At 36.1% G+C, this 18,773-nt stretch carries 12 protein-coding genes; 2 read left to right on the top strand and 10 right to left on the bottom strand.

Going from position 1 to position 18,773, the window contains the following annotated elements; translation table 11 throughout:
• Nucleotides 1-31 precede the first annotated feature (31 nt).
• The 5 genes from G6R40_RS03450 to G6R40_RS03470 form a co-directional block, all read right to left on the bottom strand.
• Nucleotides 32-2,539: a cation-translocating P-type ATPase gene (locus G6R40_RS03450; RefSeq protein WP_165131600.1), complete on the bottom strand. Its 2,508-nt coding sequence runs from the start codon at nt 2,537-2,539 to the stop codon at nt 32-34.
• Nucleotides 2,540-2,598: 59 nt separating this feature from the next.
• On the bottom strand, nt 2,599-3,747 hold the full coding sequence (locus G6R40_RS03455) for an efflux RND transporter periplasmic adaptor subunit (protein ID WP_165131603.1): 1,149 nt from the start codon (nt 3,745-3,747) through the stop codon (nt 2,599-2,601).
• A gap of 48 nt (nt 3,748-3,795) precedes the next feature.
• A complete protein-coding gene (locus G6R40_RS03460; RefSeq protein ID WP_165131606.1) occupies nt 3,796-8,130 on the bottom strand; it encodes a CusA/CzcA family heavy metal efflux RND transporter in 4,335 nt (1,444 codons plus the stop codon).
• A gap of 127 nt (nt 8,131-8,257) precedes the next feature.
• A complete protein-coding gene (locus G6R40_RS03465; RefSeq protein ID WP_228455903.1) occupies nt 8,258-8,605 on the bottom strand; it encodes a hypothetical protein in 348 nt (115 codons plus the stop codon).
• A 147-nt stretch (nt 8,606-8,752) separates the two neighbouring features.
• Nucleotides 8,753-9,832: an agmatinase family protein gene (locus G6R40_RS03470; RefSeq protein ID WP_165131609.1), complete on the bottom strand. Its 1,080-nt coding sequence runs from the start codon at nt 9,830-9,832 to the stop codon at nt 8,753-8,755.
• Between the two features lie 214 nt (nt 9,833-10,046).
• Between G6R40_RS03470 and G6R40_RS03475 the strand changes: the two genes are divergently transcribed.
• Complete coding sequence (locus G6R40_RS03475; protein ID WP_165131611.1) at nt 10,047-10,367, top strand: hypothetical protein; 321 nt, start codon at nt 10,047-10,049, stop codon at nt 10,365-10,367.
• A gap of 16 nt (nt 10,368-10,383) precedes the next feature.
• Here the strand turns inward: G6R40_RS03475 and G6R40_RS03480 are convergent, their stop codons facing one another.
• Nucleotides 10,384-11,082: a DUF1826 domain-containing protein gene (locus G6R40_RS03480; RefSeq protein WP_165131613.1), complete on the bottom strand. Its 699-nt coding sequence runs from the start codon at nt 11,080-11,082 to the stop codon at nt 10,384-10,386.
• A 132-nt stretch (nt 11,083-11,214) separates the two neighbouring features.
• Between G6R40_RS03480 and G6R40_RS03485 the strand changes: the two genes are divergently transcribed.
• Nucleotides 11,215-12,456 (top strand): S-adenosylmethionine:tRNA ribosyltransferase-isomerase, encoded by a 1,242-nt coding sequence (locus G6R40_RS03485; RefSeq protein ID WP_228455904.1) that lies wholly within the window; start codon nt 11,215-11,217, stop codon nt 12,454-12,456.
• Between the two features lie 73 nt (nt 12,457-12,529).
• Here G6R40_RS03485 and G6R40_RS03490 read toward each other — a convergent pair whose 3' ends face one another.
• From G6R40_RS03490 to proS, 4 genes are all read right to left on the bottom strand, one after another.
• On the bottom strand, nt 12,530-14,299 hold the full coding sequence (locus tag G6R40_RS03490; protein WP_165131615.1) for an aminopeptidase P family protein: 1,770 nt from the start codon (nt 14,297-14,299) through the stop codon (nt 12,530-12,532).
• Nucleotides 14,300-14,418: 119 nt separating this feature from the next.
• The gene (locus G6R40_RS03495; protein WP_165131617.1) at nt 14,419-15,747 is read right to left on the bottom strand and encodes an Nramp family divalent metal transporter; all 1,329 of its coding nucleotides are present in this window, start codon (nt 15,745-15,747) and stop codon (nt 14,419-14,421) included.
• A 104-nt stretch (nt 15,748-15,851) separates the two neighbouring features.
• Nucleotides 15,852-17,141: an OmpA family protein gene (locus tag G6R40_RS03500; RefSeq protein ID WP_165131619.1), complete on the bottom strand. Its 1,290-nt coding sequence runs from the start codon at nt 17,139-17,141 to the stop codon at nt 15,852-15,854.
• Between the two features lie 77 nt (nt 17,142-17,218).
• Nucleotides 17,219-18,694, bottom strand: coding sequence for a proline--tRNA ligase (proS, locus tag G6R40_RS03505; protein WP_165131621.1), 1,476 nt, complete (start codon nt 18,692-18,694; stop codon nt 17,219-17,221).
• Nucleotides 18,695-18,773 lie beyond the last annotated feature (79 nt).

Below are 18,773 nucleotides of genomic sequence, written 5' to 3' on the forward strand. Positions count from 1 at the left end.
AGCCTATTTTTTTATTAAATTTTCCTGGAAATTATCGTTTCGATTTCAATCGTAAGAAGTATTTATAAATTTCAAACCATAGGACAGAAATCATGGCAACTCCAAACGCCAATAACAAATCATTAAAAGAAAGTGACGTGAGTTGGAAGAAGTTTGAAATGGGTTGTACATATAAAATAAGCATCAGCAAAGCTAAAACTGCAATTGAAATTCCCACTAACAAAGGATTTCTGTTTCTAAAACTTTGAAAAACACTGTAGTAAAAAGATCTGTTGACGAAGCTTAAAAAGACATTCGCAAAAATAAGGGTACTAAAAACCATTGCTCTAGTTTCCTCTTCGGTTCCGCCATTCTGAAAAGTCCATTGATAAACAAACAAAATTCCTAAAGTAATCACCAAACCTTGAACAATGCTAATGCTCAATTCTTTCCAATTCAGGAAGGTTTCCGTCATTTTCCTTGGTGGTTTTTGCATGGCATTTTTCTCCATCGGTTCATTTTCATAAACAATGGAACAAGTTGGTCCCATCACCAACTCTAAGAAAATAACATGTACAGGCGTGAAAATTTGAGGAAAAGCCCAACCTAAAAATAAGGGCAACGACACCGTTAAAATAATAGGAATATGGATAGAAATAATATACTGAATGGCTTTTTTAATATTCGAATAAATACGTCTTCCAGCGGCAATACCAATAATTAATTTTGAAAGATCGTCATTGGTAAGAACCAAATCTGCGGCAGCTTTTGCGATTTCCGTTCCTTTATTTCCCATGGCAACGCCAATATGAGCCGCTTTTAAGGCTGGTCCGTCGTTTACACCATCACCAAGCATTGCTACCACTTCCCCATCCTTTTTCAAAGCGTTTACGACAGCCAACTTTGCTTCGGGAAACATCCTTGCAAACAAAGTGGTTTCATCGGCTGACTTCATCAAAGCGTCTTCGCTAAGTTCCATAACTTCGCTGCCTTTTAAAGCTACAGAATTATTGATAATTCCAGCCTGATGTGCAATAGCATTGGTCGTTTCGGCATTATCACCAGTTATAATTTTTACTTTAATTCCAGCCTCATAGATTTTTTTAAAAACCTCTTTAATGCCTTTTTTTGGTGGATCATAAAATACCGTAAATCCTAGAAATTCAAAAGGGAAATCCTGTTGTTTTTTCGGGAAATTATCGCCTTCAAAATGAGCTTTTGCAACACCCAAAACGCGATAACCTTGCTTTCCAAATTCTTCAATTTTTTCACGAAGTTTTTGTTTTTGATTTTCAGATAATTCAGAAACTGCTAAAATAGCTTCTGGAGCACCTTTCGCAGCGATAATTCTCTTTTTTGAAGTATCCTGAAACAAATGCGTCATCATCGGTGGTTTTCCTTCTAAAGGATATTCATGAAAAAGCACAAAATTCTTTCTAACATCTTGCTGATGCGTATTTCCGTAAACTTTATGCAAGGTAATTTCCATGGGATCAAACGGAACTGGCTCGCTGCTCCACATAGCATATTCAATTAATTCTTGAACTTCGGTATTTTGAAAATTTTCTTCAGAATAAATTTTATCCGATTTAAAATCATACAATTCCTTAAGTTGCATGCTGTTTTCGGTAATCGTTCCTGTTTTGTCGGTACAAATTACGGTCGTACTTCCCAGAGTTTCTACAATGCTACTGCGTTTAATAATAATACCTTCACGCATCAGTTTCCAAGCGCCTAATGCCATAAATGTAGTAAAAGCAACAGGAATTTCTTCTGGTAAAACCGACATCGCCAAAGTGAGTCCACTCAACAAACTTTCTACCCAATTTCCCGTTTTCACATAACTGAAAATACACACCAAAATAAAAATAACAATCCCAATATAGGCCATTCCTTTGACGAATTTGGTGATTTGTATTTGCAATGGTGAAGCGACTTGACTAATATTCTGAATGGACTCTCCAATTTTCCCGATTTGAGTTTCTTTTCCGATGTTCTGAACTTTAAAAATTGCCATTCCAGAAACCACAATAGTTCCGCTAAAAACCTGTTTGTCTTTGCTGTTTTTATCTTTAAAAACGGAATAACTTTCTCCCGTTAAAGCCGATTCGTTAACCGAAAAATCATGACTGTGGACAATTTCTCCATCCGCGTTAATCATTTTTCCTTCTTCGATAACGCAAAGATCGCCCACAACAATATCATGCGTCGGAATTTCTATAATTTTAGAACCTCTCAAAACGCTACTCAATGGTTCATTGAGTTTTTCCAATTCTTCCAACGCCTTCTGACTTCGGGAATCCTGATAAAAAGAAATCGCCGAAACCGCAATAATCGCTGCAAACATGAAAATAGCTTCGGCATAATCGCCCACCAAAACGTAAATAAATGAAATGACGATCAACAGAATAAGCATGGGCTCTTTCACAATATCCCAAAGAATATTCCACCATTTATGCGGGCTTTCTGCCTTCAGTTGATTGAGTCCAAATTGTTCGCGGGATTGTTTTATTTCTATTTCCGAAAGTCCTTTTAAATGTTCTGGAATATTATATTTCATATTGAGAGGCTTATAAGTTGAAGTTACAAATTATTAATCATAAAAGTGGTCTGATTTTTTTACTTTTCCTCATTATTTTTAAGTTTCATAAGAAGTGTGTAAGCGTTTTTAGTGACGATTTTTTTGTTTTTAAAATCATCGGCATTTAAGATTTTTATAAATCCATTTTCAGATTCACCTAATTTTGCAAGAGTTAAACGGTAGGTTTGTTTTTTTTCCTCCACAAAAACGTAAGATTTCGCTTCAAAATCGACAATACTTTCTTCTGGAAGTGCATTTACAATTTCGGTTTCGGTTTCAATAATCGCATTCATGTACATTCCAGGAAGTAAGCTTGCTTCATACTTATCAAATCGGCAAAATACTTCTGCAACGCCGTTTGTAGCCACATCTTTTCCTGTAAGCATCACTCTTCCTGTATATTTTTTGTCGGGATGGTTGTTGGTGAAACCTTCAACACGCATTCCAGCTTTTAAAAGTTGCAAATCTTTTTCGTAAACTTTTAAATTCAATTGAATATCATTGGGATTTATCAGTTCAAATAAAATATCCGAAGGCGTTACAAACTTGCCAATATTCACGTTCACTTTACTTACAAAACCATTAATGCTACTAAAAATAGAAACACTTTTGCGAATATTCCCAGAATTAATCGAAGATGGATTAATATTAATGATTTGAAGTTGCTGCGCCAAAGCATTCATCGTGATTTGCTGACTGTTCATTTCCGATTGCGCTTGTTGCGTTACTTTGTCGCTGCTGGCTTGGCTTTGGTTGAGTTTTTTCTGACGATCATAATCCAATTTTGCAAAATGATATTTGGATTTTGCCAACAAATAATCTTGCTGAAGCTGCACAAATTCAGGATTTTCAATAATTGCGATGACCTGACCTTTACGCACTTGCATCCCCGGAATAAGCGAGGTGCTTTTCAGATAACCGCCCATTGGCGTACTCACCGAAACCAAATTTTGTGGCGGAACGTCCACTTTTCCGTTGAGTTTTAAAGTCGTAGAAATACTTTTATCCGACAAAGTTGTGGTTTCAATAGGCGCATTTTTCAGTTGTGCATCGGTAAGTGTTACCAAATTTTCATCGACAATTTGTTGGTTTTCAATGGTGGCTTCTTCCTTTTTTTGACATTGAACAAAAAGCAAAAAACCAAGACCAATAATAGTGTATTTATAACGTTTAAAAATAGATTTCATAGGGGAAATATTAAGGTTGTCATTCATTTCTTTATTTTTTAAAATGAATTAATTAATACTCGGATAATTCAGTAAAATAGCACTTTCGTTAAGCTTCCAAAGCGCATCGATATAGTTGCTGCGCACGCCAATGGCTTGATTCAAAAGGATGACAAAATCCAGAAAATTGATCTCTCCATTTAGGAATTGTTTTTTGGAAGTTTCGGTAATGACATCGGCATTTTTCAGCTCGCTGCTTTCGTATTGTTGAACAATTTCGGTGTTGGTTTGATAGTTTTCCAACAATTGTCTTTGTTTATTTTGCAAATTAAATTGTGCATTTTGAAAATCGTTTTCAGCAATATTTTCCGCCAATTTTGAAGCTTCAATTCTTGATTTTTGAGCGGAAGAAAAAATCGGTACCGACACGCCCAATTGCACAGAATGAAATTGTGGCGTCGCCGTGTACAGCTTATCATCAGGTCCCAAACCTTTGAAACTATTGAGATTATAAGCCACAGATAAACCCGGAAGTAATTTCGATTTTTCTACTAAAGTTTGTTTCTCGCTGATATTTTTTTGTTGTTCTAAAATCATCAAAAGTGGATTTCCTTCTTGATTTTGCGTTTGAACATAAAACTTTTCGTCATCAATAGTCAATTGCTCTTCCGCATTCAAAAGCCATTGTAGCTGCAAAGTCAGTTGTTTTATTTCTTGCTGAACTTGCTTTAACTGAATAGCGATGGCGTTTTTTTGTTGTTGGGCCGTAGTTTTTTCCAAAATATTGCTTTCGCCAGCTTTCAAACGAAGTTGGGCTTTATCGGAAAAATCCGTGTACAATTGTTGCGCTTCCTGCAACAAATTTTCTTTTTCCTTCCAATACAAAATTTGATAAAACACCAGACTTACCGACTTTTTCACCTCGAAAGAACTGAGCTGCACATTCATCTCAGTTTTTTTCCATTCTTCGGTTAAAAGATTTTTTTGACGTTTATAAACTCCCGGAAATGCAAAACTTTGTTCCACTCCCAATTTAACATCATTGTATGGAGAATTAATTTGCCCATAATCCGCTGTAATACCTGTTTGTGGAACATCTGCAGAAGATTTAATCAAAGTTTTTGCATAGTCGGATTTCAGTTTTTCGGTTTTTAAAGTGCGGTTATTTTGTTCCGCCATTTGAAGCGCCGTTTTCAAATCGATATTTTGCTGAGCTTGCGCAACATTAAAACTGGAAATTCCTATTAAAATAAGAATCGGAAGTGTATGTTTTGAGATTTTATTTTTCATTTTAAAACCTTTTTCGAAGTTGATAAATAATAAAGGAAGGACGAATAAAGTAAGGAAAGTTGCGACCAACAAACCGCCAATAACCACCGTTGCCAAAGGCCTTTGCACTTCCGCACCAGCGCCGTTGCTCAACGCCATTGGGATAAAACCTAGAGAAGCCACGAAAGCCGTCATCATAACAGGTCGCAGTCGCGCTTCGCCACCGTCCACGACAATTCTTACAATATTGTTGATGCCACTTTTTCGAAGTCTGTTAAATTCAGAAATTAAAACAATTCCGTTGAGAACAGCGACTCCAAAAAGGGCAATAAAACCTACACCAGCACTAATACTGAACGGCATTCCACGGGCTGCCAAAAAGAAAACCCCACCAATTATGGACAACGGAATTGCGGTGTAAATGAGAATACTTTCTTTCACCGATTTGAAAGCCAAGAATAAGAGTAAGAAAATCAAACCTAAAGCCACAGGAACGGCAATCATCAAACGATTTTTGGCGTTGTTAAGATTTTCAAACGAGCCACCATACGTAATGTTGTAGCCCGTTGGGAGCTGAATTTGTTTTTCTACTTTCTGCTGAAGTTCTTCCACAATGCTTTGTACATCGCGGTCTTTTATGTTAAACCCAACGATAATTCGGCGGTGTGCATTTTCCCTCTGAATTTGGTTAGGACCTTGCACAATGCTCACATCCGCCAATTGCGACAACGGAATTTGATTACCAGAAGGCGTTGGCACCAATAAATTTTGAATATCCTGAAGATTTTTTCGACTGGTATCTTTCAGACGAACTACCATGTCAAAGCGTTTTTCTCCTTCGAAAACCAACCCGGCACTTTGTCCGGCAAACGCTGCATTTACAATTCGGTTAATATCCGAAACGGATAATTTGTATTGCGCAATTAAAGGTCGGTTATAGTTAATCACCACTTGCGGAAGCCCAGAAATAGGCTCTACATAAAGGTCTTGCGTACCTTTGATGCCTTCCACAATTTTCCCTAATTTCTGTGCATTTTGTGATAAAGAATCCAGATCGTCTCCAAAAATCTTCACCACTACATCTTGTCGCGCGCCCGTCATCAATTCATTAAAACGCATTTGCACTGGATATTGAAAACCAACGCTGATTCCCGGAACATCTTGCAGCGCTTCGGTCATTTTTTCGGAAAGTTCAGGGAACGATTTTGCAGAAGTCCATTCTTTTTTATTCTTTAAAATCACCATCATGTCAGCAGCATCCATCGGCATTGGATCGGTTGGAACTTCGCCACTTCCTATTTTGGTCACTACTTTTTCCACTTCTGGAAATCTTGTTTTTAAAATATGAGCGGCTTTTTGCGTGCTTTCAATACTTGTATTCAGGTTTGAACCTGGTAAAACTCTGGTGTCCACAGCAAAATCGCCTTCTTCTAAGGACGGAATAAACTCGCCTCCCATTTGACTTAAAACCGCGATTGCTGCAATAAAAAGTCCGATGACAATGGCAAATATAGTTTTAGGAATACGAATAATTTTTAAAAGCGATTTCAAATACCAAGCTTCCACTTTTTTCATCATTCTATCAGAAAAACTCGGTGTTAATCTTCGTTTTTTCAAGACAATAGAACTCATCATCGGGATGTAAGTCAGTGATAATAAAAATGCGCCTAGTAAAGCGAAAGCAACGGTTTGCGCCATAGGTTTGAACATTTTTCCTTCGATGCCTTGTAAAGTTAAAATCGGTAGATAAACAATGAGAATAATAATTTGTCCAAAAACCGCACTGTTCATCATACGTCCCGCAGAAGAAACAACAATTTTGTCCATTTCTTCTGTTGGAACTTTTCTTAGATGACTGAATTTTTTATGATTCGAAAAATGATGCAAAATTGATTCTACAATAATCACGGCGCCATCAATAATTAATCCGAAATCCAAAGCGCCCAAACTCATTAAATTTCCGCTCACTCCAAAAAGGTTCATCATACAAATGGCAAACAGCATGGATAAAGGAATAACCGAAGCGACCAAAAGTCCCGCACGGAAATTCCCGAGGAAAAGCACTAAGACAAAAACCACGATTAATGCACCTTCCAAAAGGTTGGTTTCTACTGTTTTAATGGCATTATTCACCATTTTGGTTCGGTCGAGAAAAGCTTCTATTTCTACACCTTCGGGAAGACTTTTTTGTATTTCTTCCACTCTGGATTTCACATCTTTAATCACCTGACTGCTGTTGGCGCCTTTCAGCATCATGACAATTCCGCCAGCAACTTCGCCATCGTCATTGTAGGTGAGTGCGCCGTAACGCGTTGCAAATCCCATTTTCACTTCCGCCACATCCCGGATGAATAAAGGCGGTTGATCTTCAGCTTGAGGAATCGCAATATTTTCGATATCATCGGTTGTCGTTACCAAACCTTCACTGCGGATATACAAAACTGTTGGCCCTTTTTCGATATATGCGCCACCCGTATTTTGATTATTGCTTTCTAAAGCATCAAAAACATCGTTAATGGTAATGCCGTAAGCGTTCAATTTGTCGGGTTCTACAGCAATTTCGTATTGCTTCAGTTTCCCACCAAAGCTGCTGACTTCGGCAACGCCTTTAACGCCTAAAAGCTGTCGACGAACAATCCAATCCTGAATGCTGCGAAGTTCGGTAACATCATATTTTTGTTCAAAACCTTTTTTAGGACGAATGACGTATTGATAAATTTCCCCTAAACCTGTCGAAATAGGCCCAAGTTCTGGGTTTCCGATTCCGGGTGGAATCTCTGTTCTTACGATTTGGAGGCGTTCCGCCACTTGTTGTCGCGCCCAATAAACATCGACATCATCATCAAAAACAATGGTTACTAATGACAAACCAAAACGCGAAAAACTTCGGATTTCTTTTAATCCAGAAATATTACTGTTCGCCTGTTCTATAGGGAAAGTCACCAGACGCTCGATATCGGTAGCCCCAAAAGAAGGCGCAGTGGTGATAATTTGTACTTGGTTATTGGTAATATCGGGTACGGCGTCTACAGGCAGTTTGGTCACCTGATAACTCCCTACCAAAATAAGTCCCAAAACCATGATGGAAATGATGAGTTTATTCTTGACAGAAAACTCAATAATTTTTGAAAGCATGTTGAATTTTGTTAAGCTTTATGTTAATAATAAACGATACGACATTGTATTACAGGATTTTACAAACAAATTCTGTATTTAAAAAATGCATAAGTTTATTATGATTCGAGAAAAAACATATAAAAACTTAACTAAATTTTGGTGGTTGCCAAATGGCATTGAAATAATCGACATCAAGAAACAAATCATCGTAAGCGATAATTTTGTCCGTATCAATAGGAATTTCGTGTGTTTTAAAATCGAGGCTCAATCGTGGTGTTATGGTGAAAATAACCGTCATGTGTTCAGAATGCAAAACGAATGGAAGTTTTTGATCTTTCTCGAAATCTGCATCTTTAACGGGATTATCGTAATGCATTTTCAGAAAATTCAAGAACGTCATTTTTTTGTTTTGAGATTTGTGCTCGATAAAATGTTCGATGAGAATAGGGATTTTCAAAAACTGATACAGTTCAGTTGTTGAAAACAAATACATGCTTAGCATTAATATTGAAAGCCATTTTCTCACCTTGTAAAAATACAAATTTATTTATGAGAATCTTATTTTTAACAAAATTTAGAATTAAACTAAAAAAAGCAGCTTGCAAATCGCAAACTGCTTGGTATAGATATTTAAAAACTATTAAAAAGAAATTCTTTCTCCTACTTCCAATTTATTATTTTTCGCTAAAACACCACACATGTGGAAAAGCATTCTTGCGCCCACATTTCCGTCCCATTCGTCATTTTCTCCTGGAGCCACTTCAACTAAGTCTATCCCGATGATATTTTTATTTGAATTAGCTAAACGACTTAAAGCATAAGTAGCTTGTTCATAAGATACCCCCCCTGGAACTGGCGTTCCTGTATTGGGGCAATACCATTGGTACAAAGCATCGATATCAAAACTTACCGCCACATTTTCTGGAAGCAAACTTATCATTTCATCCACTTGTTGTTGCCAAGTTGTTCCTTCAAACTGCGCTTTTTTCAAATCTGAATCGGTAAAAACTTTCACTTTATCTGAAGCTTTGATAACACCAACTTCTTCTTCACTAAAATCTCTAATTCCCACCTGAACTAATTTGGAAATTTGCGGCAACTGAATGGCATTATACATGATAGAGGCATGTGAATAAGTGAATCCTTCGTAAGCAATTCTCAAATCCATGTGGGCATCGAAATGTAAAATTCCAAAATTATCATAATTGCTTGCCAAAGCCTGATAATAACCCAGCGGCGTTGAATGATCTCCACCCAACAAAATGACTTTCTTGCCTTTAGTTTGCCATTCTAAAATTCTTTCTTTCAACTCAGCATTCAATTGAGTAGAAGCCTCATTTATTTGATCTAAACTCGCTTTCAAAGCATGATTTTCATCAATCAATTCCCCATTTTCTAAAGCTTCAATAATGGGTTGAGCCATCGCTTTATACTCATCGCTTGTAGATTTCCAATGTTCAGCACCTTCATCAAAATAAATTCCTAATTTCCACAATTCAGGAAATTCTTGATGCAGCAAATCCACCTGAAAAGAAGCCTCTAAAATAGCTGAAGGACCTTCTGAAGCGCCCGCTCCGTAGCTCACCGTAACTTCCCACGGAACAGCCACAACTACTATTTCACTTTCTTCTGAAGTAAATGGTAGACCAAAAATACTAGCATCTGCTAAACCTGGTTGCGAAGGATCAAAATTGTTTATTTTATCTTGTTTTGTTGACATTTTTTAGTTCATTTTATAATCGTGCAAAGATAAGATTAAATTTGATTTTCATTTAGAATCGAATGTATAGAAAACACTTAAAATTTTAGTCAATTTATATTTAATATTAGATTAATTCAGCATTCAAAACTCATTCTATTTTGAATAGCAGAAAAATATTTGGTATTATCGTATGGGAACTGAAAATATTTCTGGAAATTAACACAACTAATAAATGGGAACAATAATAAAAGCCGAATGCCATTGCGGTTTTAAAACCAATGAGCTTTATTTGGGCGCAGGAATGCAAAATTTTATGGATATTTCTAATATTCCTGCTTTAAAGAAAAATGCTTCCAATATCAAAATGTTAAACTACAAGGAAAAGCAAAAATATCCAGATTATCTATTTTATAATGATCCAGAATTAACTGGACTTTCTAATAGCAGCGTCTCAATCGAATGGGACGGCATCGCGATTTTTGAACAATACAATTTTTGTCCACAATGCAAAAAGTATAGCTTATCTTTTATTCCTATTGGACTTTTTGATTAAGTTTTTGAGGATTAAATTAACAAATCAAAAGCAACCTGTACTCGTCTTTATTTTCCACAGGCGCACGATGTATGCAAGGCAAAACCGCTTGATCAGAATGATCCACAGCCAAACGCCAAAGATGACTATTTCCTAGATTAATAGGCTTTGCGTTGGTTTTTGCTGCATAATGCAAATCGAAGAAATTTTCTGTTAAAAATTCTTCAAAACTTTGCTCAGTGTTATTATGAAGTTCTTTTAATTTCTCTCGAATTTCGGGAATGAGAATTTTTTGTTCTGCTTCAGAATTGGAAATAATATCGCTAGAAGCACCGAAATATGTACACAAAAATGTGTCCATCAACACAGGTGAACGATCGACATGAAATGAGTAAACATCGGTGGAAATAAAACTAAATTCGTCATCTCGGTCATAATTTTTGAGAAGATTAAGAGAAGGTTGCGCTCCAAAATCCTTTAATAATTGCATATCGTTGAGGATAATTTCTCTGGCAATATTTCCTTCTGCTGACAATTTTAATTCAAGAAGATCTTCAACAGAAACTTCTGTAATATTCTCTTTTAGTTCCAGTTTTGAAACAATTTCCTTAAAATCGCCTTCCGAGTTTCTGTGCCAACAAAGCGCATTGTTTTCTCCTTGAAAATCTGTTTTGACAAGTTCTTCGAAAGAAGAAACCAATTTAACCTGATTATGATTTGATAATGCTTGGTTCATATTTTTATTAAAAACGAAACGTGTTTTCCTTACAAAAATACTGAAATGTTATTTATCATATCGTTTTGGAATTTGTTATTTATGAAGCTTTTTGAATGAAATACATTTAAACTTTCAAAAAAGAAAAAAATTATGGAAATTTGCAACATGCATCCACGAGAACTGAAAATTGAAAATTTCACTTACAATTTACCTAACGAAAAAATAGCTTACACACCTGCTAATCCAAGAGATTCTTCTAAGCTGTTAATTTATAAAAACGCAACGATTTCGACGGACACTTACCAACATATTTCGGAGTATTTACCGAAAGATTCTGTTTTGGTTTTTAATGACACAAAGGTTATAAAATCCAGGATTTTCTTTCAAAATGAGACTGGCGCAACGATTGAAGTTTTTTGTTTAGAACCTTATGGTGAAAACCTTAATTATGAAGATTATTTTCAAAAACAAGGCAGCGTGCTTTGGACTTGTCTTATCGGAAAAGTTGCAAAATGGAGATCGCCAAAATTGTCAAAAAAACTAACGATTAATAACCAAGATGTCGAATTATCAGCAGAAATTGTTGAGAAATTGGGCGATTCTTATGTTGTAAAATTGTCGTGGACACCATCGGAAATTCCGTTCGCAGAAGTGGTGGAAGTCGCAGGTGTTACACCACTTCCCCCCTACATCAAAAGGATTGCGGATAAAACCGATGAGGAAACTTACCAAACGGTATATTCGGAGCACGATGGTTCTGTAGCTGCGCCTACAGCGGGATTGCATTTCACAAAACGAATTTTGGATGATCTTTCCGAAAGAAAAATTCCCACATTATTCACCACTTTGCATGTCGGCGCAGGAACTTTCAAACCTGTAAAATCCGAAACTATGGAAGACCACATCATGCATTCGGAATGTATGACTATTACTTTGGATTTTCTGGAAAGTTTGCTTTCAAAAATTGACAAAGCTATTATTCCTGTTGGGACAACCTCCATGCGTACGATTGAAAGTATATATTGGATGGGAAACAAAATTGCCAATAATCCTAATATCGAATTTGAAAATCTAAAAGTCACGCAATGGGAGCCTTACGAAACCGAAACTACACATTCTGCAAATGAAGCACTTTCTGCATTGATTAATTGGATTAAAAAACATGGGCAAACACATATCTCGGTAGAAACAGAAATTATTATTGCGCCAAGTTACAAATTCAGGATTGCAAAAGCTTTGGTGACTAATTTTCATCAGCCGCAATCCACTTTATTGCTTTTGGTTTCAGCTTTAATTGGAGAAAAATGGCACGAAATCTATGATTATGCTTTGGAAAATGATTTTAGATTTTTAAGTTATGGCGACGGAAGCTTGCTATTTCCGCAAGACTAAAATTTGAAACAACACCTAAGTAAAAAGCCTCATAATCAAAATATTACGAGGCCTTTTTGTGTTTTAAAACTTATTAAAGTGCACTTACCAAATCTAAAAACCAATTTTTAATATCACCTTCCAAGTGAGGGCCAATTTTTTCCTCACATTTTTTATGATAAGCATTTAACCAACTGACTTCATCTTCAGACAGCATTTCTTTAACAATTATATCTTTAAAGAATGGGCAGAATGTCAAGGTTTCAAACTCATAGAAGGTTCCAAAATCTGTTGTTTCAACCTCTTTAACCGCTACAAGATTTTCGTGACGAATACCATATTTATTTTCCAGATAAAACCCCGGCTCATTGGAAACTACCATTCCGGGAAGTAATTCTTGAGGATTGAGGTCTTTACGGATACTTTGTGGACCTTCATGAACATTCATAAAACTTCCAACACCGTGTCCTGTTCCGTGGGCATAATCTTTACCAGCCATCCAAAGCGGAAGTCTTGCAATCGCATCCAACTGTACGCCACGCGTGCCTTTCGGGAATTTAACCATTGATAAACGAATCATACCTTGAAGCACCAAAGTTGAATCTTTTTTAAACTCTTCTGAAACATCACCAATCGCCAAAGTTCTTGTAATATCTGTAGTCCCTTCAAGATATTGACCTCCAGAATCGACCAAAATAATACCTTTATTAGTTACCTCAGAACTTCCTTCTTTCTTGGCAGAATAATGTGGTAATGCAGCGTTGCCTTGGTAACCGATGATACTTCCAAAACTTTCACCTACGAAATTGTCTAGACTTGCACGGAATTCTCTTAATTTCAGACCAATAGAATATTCGGTCATCGGTTCTTTTCCGACATTATGTGTTAACCAATACAGGAATTTGACCATCCCAACGCCATCGCGCTCCATAACAGTTCGGAAGCCTGCAAGTTCGGTTTCATTCTTTTGGGCTTTCATCAAATTTCCTGGAACCGCAGCTTTTAATAATGTATTATCAGTAACTAATGTATTAATAATGGCTTGATTGGTATTTGGGGAAACCAGAACTTTTTCATTCTTAATGGATTTTAAAAAGAGATAAAATTCTTCGTAAGCTATCGTTTTGACACCTGAAGCGTCCAGTTGTAATCTTGCTTCTTGATTAAGTTTTTCCAAATCAACAAACAAAATAGCTTCGGTTAAAGAAAGATAAATATAGCCTAAAAAAACAGGATTGGATTGCACATCGCTTCCTCTAAGATTAAGCGTCCAAGCGACATCATCTAGACTAGAAATAATATGAGTTGTCGCGCCTATCTCGTCCATTTTTTGACGAATATCAGAAAGTTTTTCGGTCACCGATCTCCCAGCGCGTTCAACGGGATGTACAAAAATTTCATTTTTAGAAGGTGTTCCTCTATCTGTCCAGATTGTATTTAACAAAGCCAAATCCAGTAAGTGAATATCTGCTTTTTTCAATTGATTTTCTATCAGTTCCCAGTTAGCGTTGGACGTTGCCAAAGCATTAACTGCAACTTTTCCACCTTTCGGGATTTCAGAAATAATCCAATCAACAAACTGCGGTGTACCTTCTACTCCTTCTTTCATCAATTCGATTGTTGAATCTTTAAGTTCTTCGGCAGCCTGAACAAAATAACGTCCGTCTGTCCAAACGCCCGCCTTATCTTTGGTGATTACCGCAAAACCTGCAGAGCCTGTAAAACCTGTTAACCAACTTCTCTCCTTCCATTCGTTTGGAAGATATTCACTCATGTGCGGATCCGCAGAAAAAATAATATAAGCATCAATTTTTTGCTGGTGCATTGCTTCACGAAGCTTTGTTAATTTATCTTGTGTTGTCATAATATTATATGAAATTTTCAAAGGATAAATTTACTCAAAATCTATGAGACAAAGGCCGATAAAACTTTAAAAAAGCACCAAAATTTCTTTAATAAAGCTAAGTTTTTATTTAATTAATTTTAAAAAATCGTTGCAATTAATAAATAAACATTGAGTGAAAGTATAATGGCACTAATTATAAAAATTAAAATTTTTAGCCAGTTTTTATTGGCAAATTCTCCCATTTTAAGTTTGGAATTGGTAAACATTACCAAAGGAATTACAGCAAAACTAAGTTGCATCGACAAAATAACTTGACTAAAAACTAACAATTGGGACGTTCCTCTTTCGCCATAAATTATCGCAACAATCAAGGCAGGAATTACGGCGATAAGTCTTGTTATCAAACGGCGTACCCAAGGTTTTAGTCTAATATTTAGAAATCCTTCCATAACAATTTGTCCAGCTAAAGTGCCCGTCAAAGTAGAGTTTTGTCCAGAAGCTAATAAAGCAATTCCGAAAAAAATACTTGCGAAAGTTGTTCCTAAAATTGGCGTTAAAAGTTGATATGCATCGTGAATATCAGCAACGTCATGATTGCCACTCGTGTGAAATGTTGCAGCAGATAAAATCAAAATGGCCGCATTGATAAAAAAGGCCAACATTAGAGAAAAACTACTATCAATTGTAGCAAATTTAATAGCTTCTTTTTTGCCCGGAATTGTTCTTGGATAATTACGGGTTTGGACAATACTGCTGTGCAAATATAAATTGTGAGGCATGACGGTTGCGCCCAAAACACCAATGGCGATATACAACATCGAAGGATTGGTAACAATTTCTTTCTGCGGTACTAATCCTTGTAAAATAGGAAACATTTCTGGTTTGCTGACAATTAATTCATAAAGAAAACATCCTAAAATAATAAATATTAAACCACCAACAATACTTTCTATAATTCTGAATCCTTTTGCTTGTAAAAACAAAATAATAAAAACATCAATAACCGTTATCACAACACCCCAAGTTAATGGAATCCCAAATAACAAATTGAGCGCGATAGCCGTACCTATAACTTCTGCTAAATCGCAAGCGGCAATAGCTATCTCGCATAAAATCCATAAAAAAAAATTGACAGGCGGACTGAAATGGTCGCGACAAGCTTGTGCCAAATCGCGTTCTGCAACAATTCCCAATTTTAAAGATAAATGTTGTAAAATAATTGCAAATAAGTTAGAAATTAAAATTACTGATAACAAAGTGTATCCGAAGCTTGCACCACCTTCGATATCAGTCGCCCAGTTTCCTGGATCCATATAACCTACAGCAATCATGAGTCCCGGACCTGTGAAGGCTAATAGTTTTTTCCAAAAACCTGCATTTTCTGGAACTTTTATTGATGAATAAACTTCTTGTAAAGAATTTTGGTGTTTTTCTCTACGCCAAGCACTGGTTGATTTTTTGAACATTCAAATTAATATGTTAGAATAATCTAACAAAATTACGCTATATTATTTTATCCCACAAAAAAAGCCGTCACAATGGACAGCTTTTTTTATAAGTTTTAAAGTTTTTATTTCACAAAGCGAATAGCCGTTTTTCTGTCAGCTTCTCTTTCTTTATCAGATGCTTCCGCAGGTACTTTTGCAAACTGCGATCCGTAACCTTCAGCTTCTTTTACTTGTGCAGAGTTCAAGGCTGTTTTGATAGCTGCAGCACGATCTTTAGACAGTTTTAAGTTAACTGCTTCGTCACCTCTTTTATCAGTGTAAGCACCTATCTTAATACTAGCGGCTGGAAATTCTTTTAAGATTGCCTTTAAATTATCCAATTGTGCTTGAGATTCTGGCGTTAATTTGGTTGTTCCAAATTCAAAGTTCAAATTATCAAAATTAAACCATTTCTCTTTTAGTTGATCTTCAGTAGCATTTTTATAGTCATCAGATTTTAGGAACGTTACAATTTGATCCTCGATACCACCTTTATAAGCGTTCAAAGTTTTGCCACTTGGTAAAGTTACTACCACACTTTCTCTTTGTAGCGTTGTAACATTTGCTGAATCGCCATTCATATTTGTTGACATCGTATCTGTTTCTTGTATTGTAGAATTTGTTGTTAATGCTGTATTGTCTGTTTTTTTGTCACATTGTTTCCAAAGGAACCAACCAGCTAATAATAACAAGAGTAAAGGCAGTAGCCATTTCAGTACAGAACCGCCTCCGCCATTATCATTGGGTGGGGTGTGCATGTTTCCACTTTTAGTTACATGAGGACCAGAATCCTTATATTCTGTTTCTTTATTTAAAATTGGTTGGGCTACTTCTACTTTTGGTGTAGACATATCACTTGCTGACCCCCCAAAGCCTAAGCTTGCCAGGCTAAGTCCTGCTGGTAACAAACTGGATACAATAGATTTTTGATCATTCAATAAATTAGTAAATTGAGTATGATCCAAATTGTTATCTGAAATATATTTGCCTAAATATCCAAAAGTACTACCTCCTACCAGATCTAATAACTGATTGCCAGAGGCCGGACTTACGCCAGCAAAATTAGATACTGTATTTACCAATGCATCTAATTTTCCTCCAAAAATTAATGAAATTAAAGATTTTATGGTTGCTGCTACACTATCTGAACCACTGGTCATCTGTGAAACAAAATCGGAAGATGCAATATTCTTCAAACTATTGAAAATACTGACATCTCCCGAGTTATTTGCCATCCCGCCAACAATGGCTGGTAAAAATGCGCTAATTGCGTTAGACACATTAGAATTGTTTTCTCCCAAATGTGTTGAAACCTGAGAAACAAGTTCTGGACTTAGCTGCGCTTTGATAAGGTCGATTAAGTTAATTGCCATAGGTGTTTATTTTTATTAATACCAAGACAAACAAAAACCAAACCAATAATTAACTTTTCTTCAATTAAAACTAGATTTTAATATGCTTTTGCAAACAAAACACGTTGTTTTGACGGCTTCCCTGTAATCATAGAAACACCTTCTTCCTGCTCATTTTCCAAAGGAATACAACGTATGGTTGCTTTGGTTTCTTCTTTTATTTGTGCCTCTTCTTCATCTGTACCATCCCAATGCGCAGAAATGAAACCTCCTTTTTCTTCCAAAACTTTTTTGAACTCTTCATAAGAATCTACTTTTGTGACGTGGGTATCACGATAAGTTTTAGCTTTATTAAAAATATCTTCCTGAATTGTTTTTAACAATTCTTCAATATAAAGATCAACATTTTCAATTGGCTGAACCTCTTTTGTTAAATTATCTCTTCTTGCAATTTCAACCGTTCCGTTTTCTAAATCTTTTGGACCAATCGCCATTCTAACAGGCACACCTTTTAATTCGTACTCAGCAAATTTCCATCCTGGTTTGTTTTGGGTATCATTATCAAATTTAACAGAAATACCTTTAACTTTTAATTTAGCTTGAATATCTAATGCGACTTTACTAATTTCTTGCAGCTGTTCCTCACCTTTGAAAATAGGAACTATTACAACCTGAATTGGCGCTAAACTAGGCGGCAAAACCAAACCTAAATCATCCGAATGTGTCATGATTAAAGCACCCATAAGCCTTGTAGAAGTTCCCCAAGATGTTGCCCAAGCGTGTTCTATTTTCCCTTCTTTATTTGTGAATTTCACATCAAATGCTTTTGCAAAATTCTGTCCTAAAAAATGGGATGTCCCTGCCTGCAAAGCCTTCCCATCTTGCATCAAAGCTTCTATACAATAAGTTTCGTCTGCACCTGCAAATCTTTCAGAAGGCGTTTTGAAGCCTTGTATTACAGGGATTGCCATAAAATTTTCAGCAAAATCTGCATAGACTTGATTCATTTTTTCAGCTTCTTCAATGGCTTCATCTCTTGTAGCGTGCGCCGTATGACCTTCTTGCCAAAGGAATTCTGCAGTTCTTAGGAATAGACGTGTTCTCATTTCCCAGCGTACTACATTCGCCCACTGATTAATAAGAATTGGTAAATCTCTGTAAGATTGTATCCAGTTTTTATAAGTACTCCAAATAATAGCCTCGGAAGTGGGTCTTACAATAAGTTCTTCCTCCAACTTAGCTGCTGGATCTACAATAAGTTTTCCAGGGTTATCTGGATCATTTTTTAAACGATAATGTGTTACCACAGCACATTCTTTGGCAAAACCTTCTGCATTTTTCTCTTCAGCTTCGAAGAGGCTTTTCGGGACAAACAAGGGGAAATAAGCATTAACATGTCCTGTTTCTTTGAATTTGCGATCCATCTCGTCGCGCATTTTTTCCCAGATTGCATAGCCATAAGGTTTGATAACCATACAGCCACGTACACCAGAGTTCTCTGCTAGATCAGCTTTTACAACCAATTCGTTGTACCATTTGCTGTAATCTTCTGCCCTTGTTGTTAACTTTGCCATAATTTTTTTTGATATTTCTTTTAACTTTTCTTTATGTTCTTAATCTAAAAATAAAAGACGTATTTTTACGCTTCTATTT

Source organism: Chryseobacterium sp. POL2, assembly GCF_011058315.1.
Taxonomy (GTDB): domain Bacteria; phylum Bacteroidota; class Bacteroidia; order Flavobacteriales; family Weeksellaceae; genus Soonwooa.

What these genes read in the sequence shown, in the direction of transcription:
- proS (WP_165131621.1), bottom strand. Translation starts at nt 18,694, where the DNA reads ATGGCAAAGTTAACAACAAGGGCAGAAGATTACAGCAAATGGTACAAC.
- G6R40_RS03485 (WP_228455904.1), top strand. Translation starts at nt 11,215, where the DNA reads ATGGAAATTTGCAACATGCATCCACGAGAACTGAAAATTGAAAATTTC.
- G6R40_RS03470 (WP_165131609.1), bottom strand. Translation starts at nt 9,832, where the DNA reads ATGTCAACAAAACAAGATAAAATAAACAATTTTGATCCTTCGCAACCA.
- G6R40_RS03450 (WP_165131600.1), bottom strand. Translation starts at nt 2,539, where the DNA reads ATGAAATATAATATTCCAGAACATTTAAAAGGACTTTCGGAAATAGAA.
- G6R40_RS03480 (WP_165131613.1), bottom strand. Translation starts at nt 11,082, where the DNA reads ATGAACCAAGCATTATCAAATCATAATCAGGTTAAATTGGTTTCTTCT.
- G6R40_RS03490 (WP_165131615.1), bottom strand. Translation starts at nt 14,299, where the DNA reads ATGACAACACAAGATAAATTAACAAAGCTTCGTGAAGCAATGCACCAG.
- G6R40_RS03465 (WP_228455903.1), bottom strand. Translation starts at nt 8,605, where the DNA reads ATGTATTTGTTTTCAACAACTGAACTGTATCAGTTTTTGAAAATCCCT.
- G6R40_RS03500 (WP_165131619.1), bottom strand. Translation starts at nt 17,141, where the DNA reads ATGGCAATTAACTTAATCGACCTTATCAAAGCGCAGCTAAGTCCAGAA.
- G6R40_RS03460 (WP_165131606.1), bottom strand. Translation starts at nt 8,130, where the DNA reads ATGCTTTCAAAAATTATTGAGTTTTCTGTCAAGAATAAACTCATCATT.
- G6R40_RS03455 (WP_165131603.1), bottom strand. Translation starts at nt 3,747, where the DNA reads ATGAAATCTATTTTTAAACGTTATAAATACACTATTATTGGTCTTGGT.
- G6R40_RS03495 (WP_165131617.1), bottom strand. Translation starts at nt 15,747, where the DNA reads ATGTTCAAAAAATCAACCAGTGCTTGGCGTAGAGAAAAACACCAAAAT.
- G6R40_RS03475 (WP_165131611.1), top strand. Translation starts at nt 10,047, where the DNA reads ATGGGAACAATAATAAAAGCCGAATGCCATTGCGGTTTTAAAACCAAT.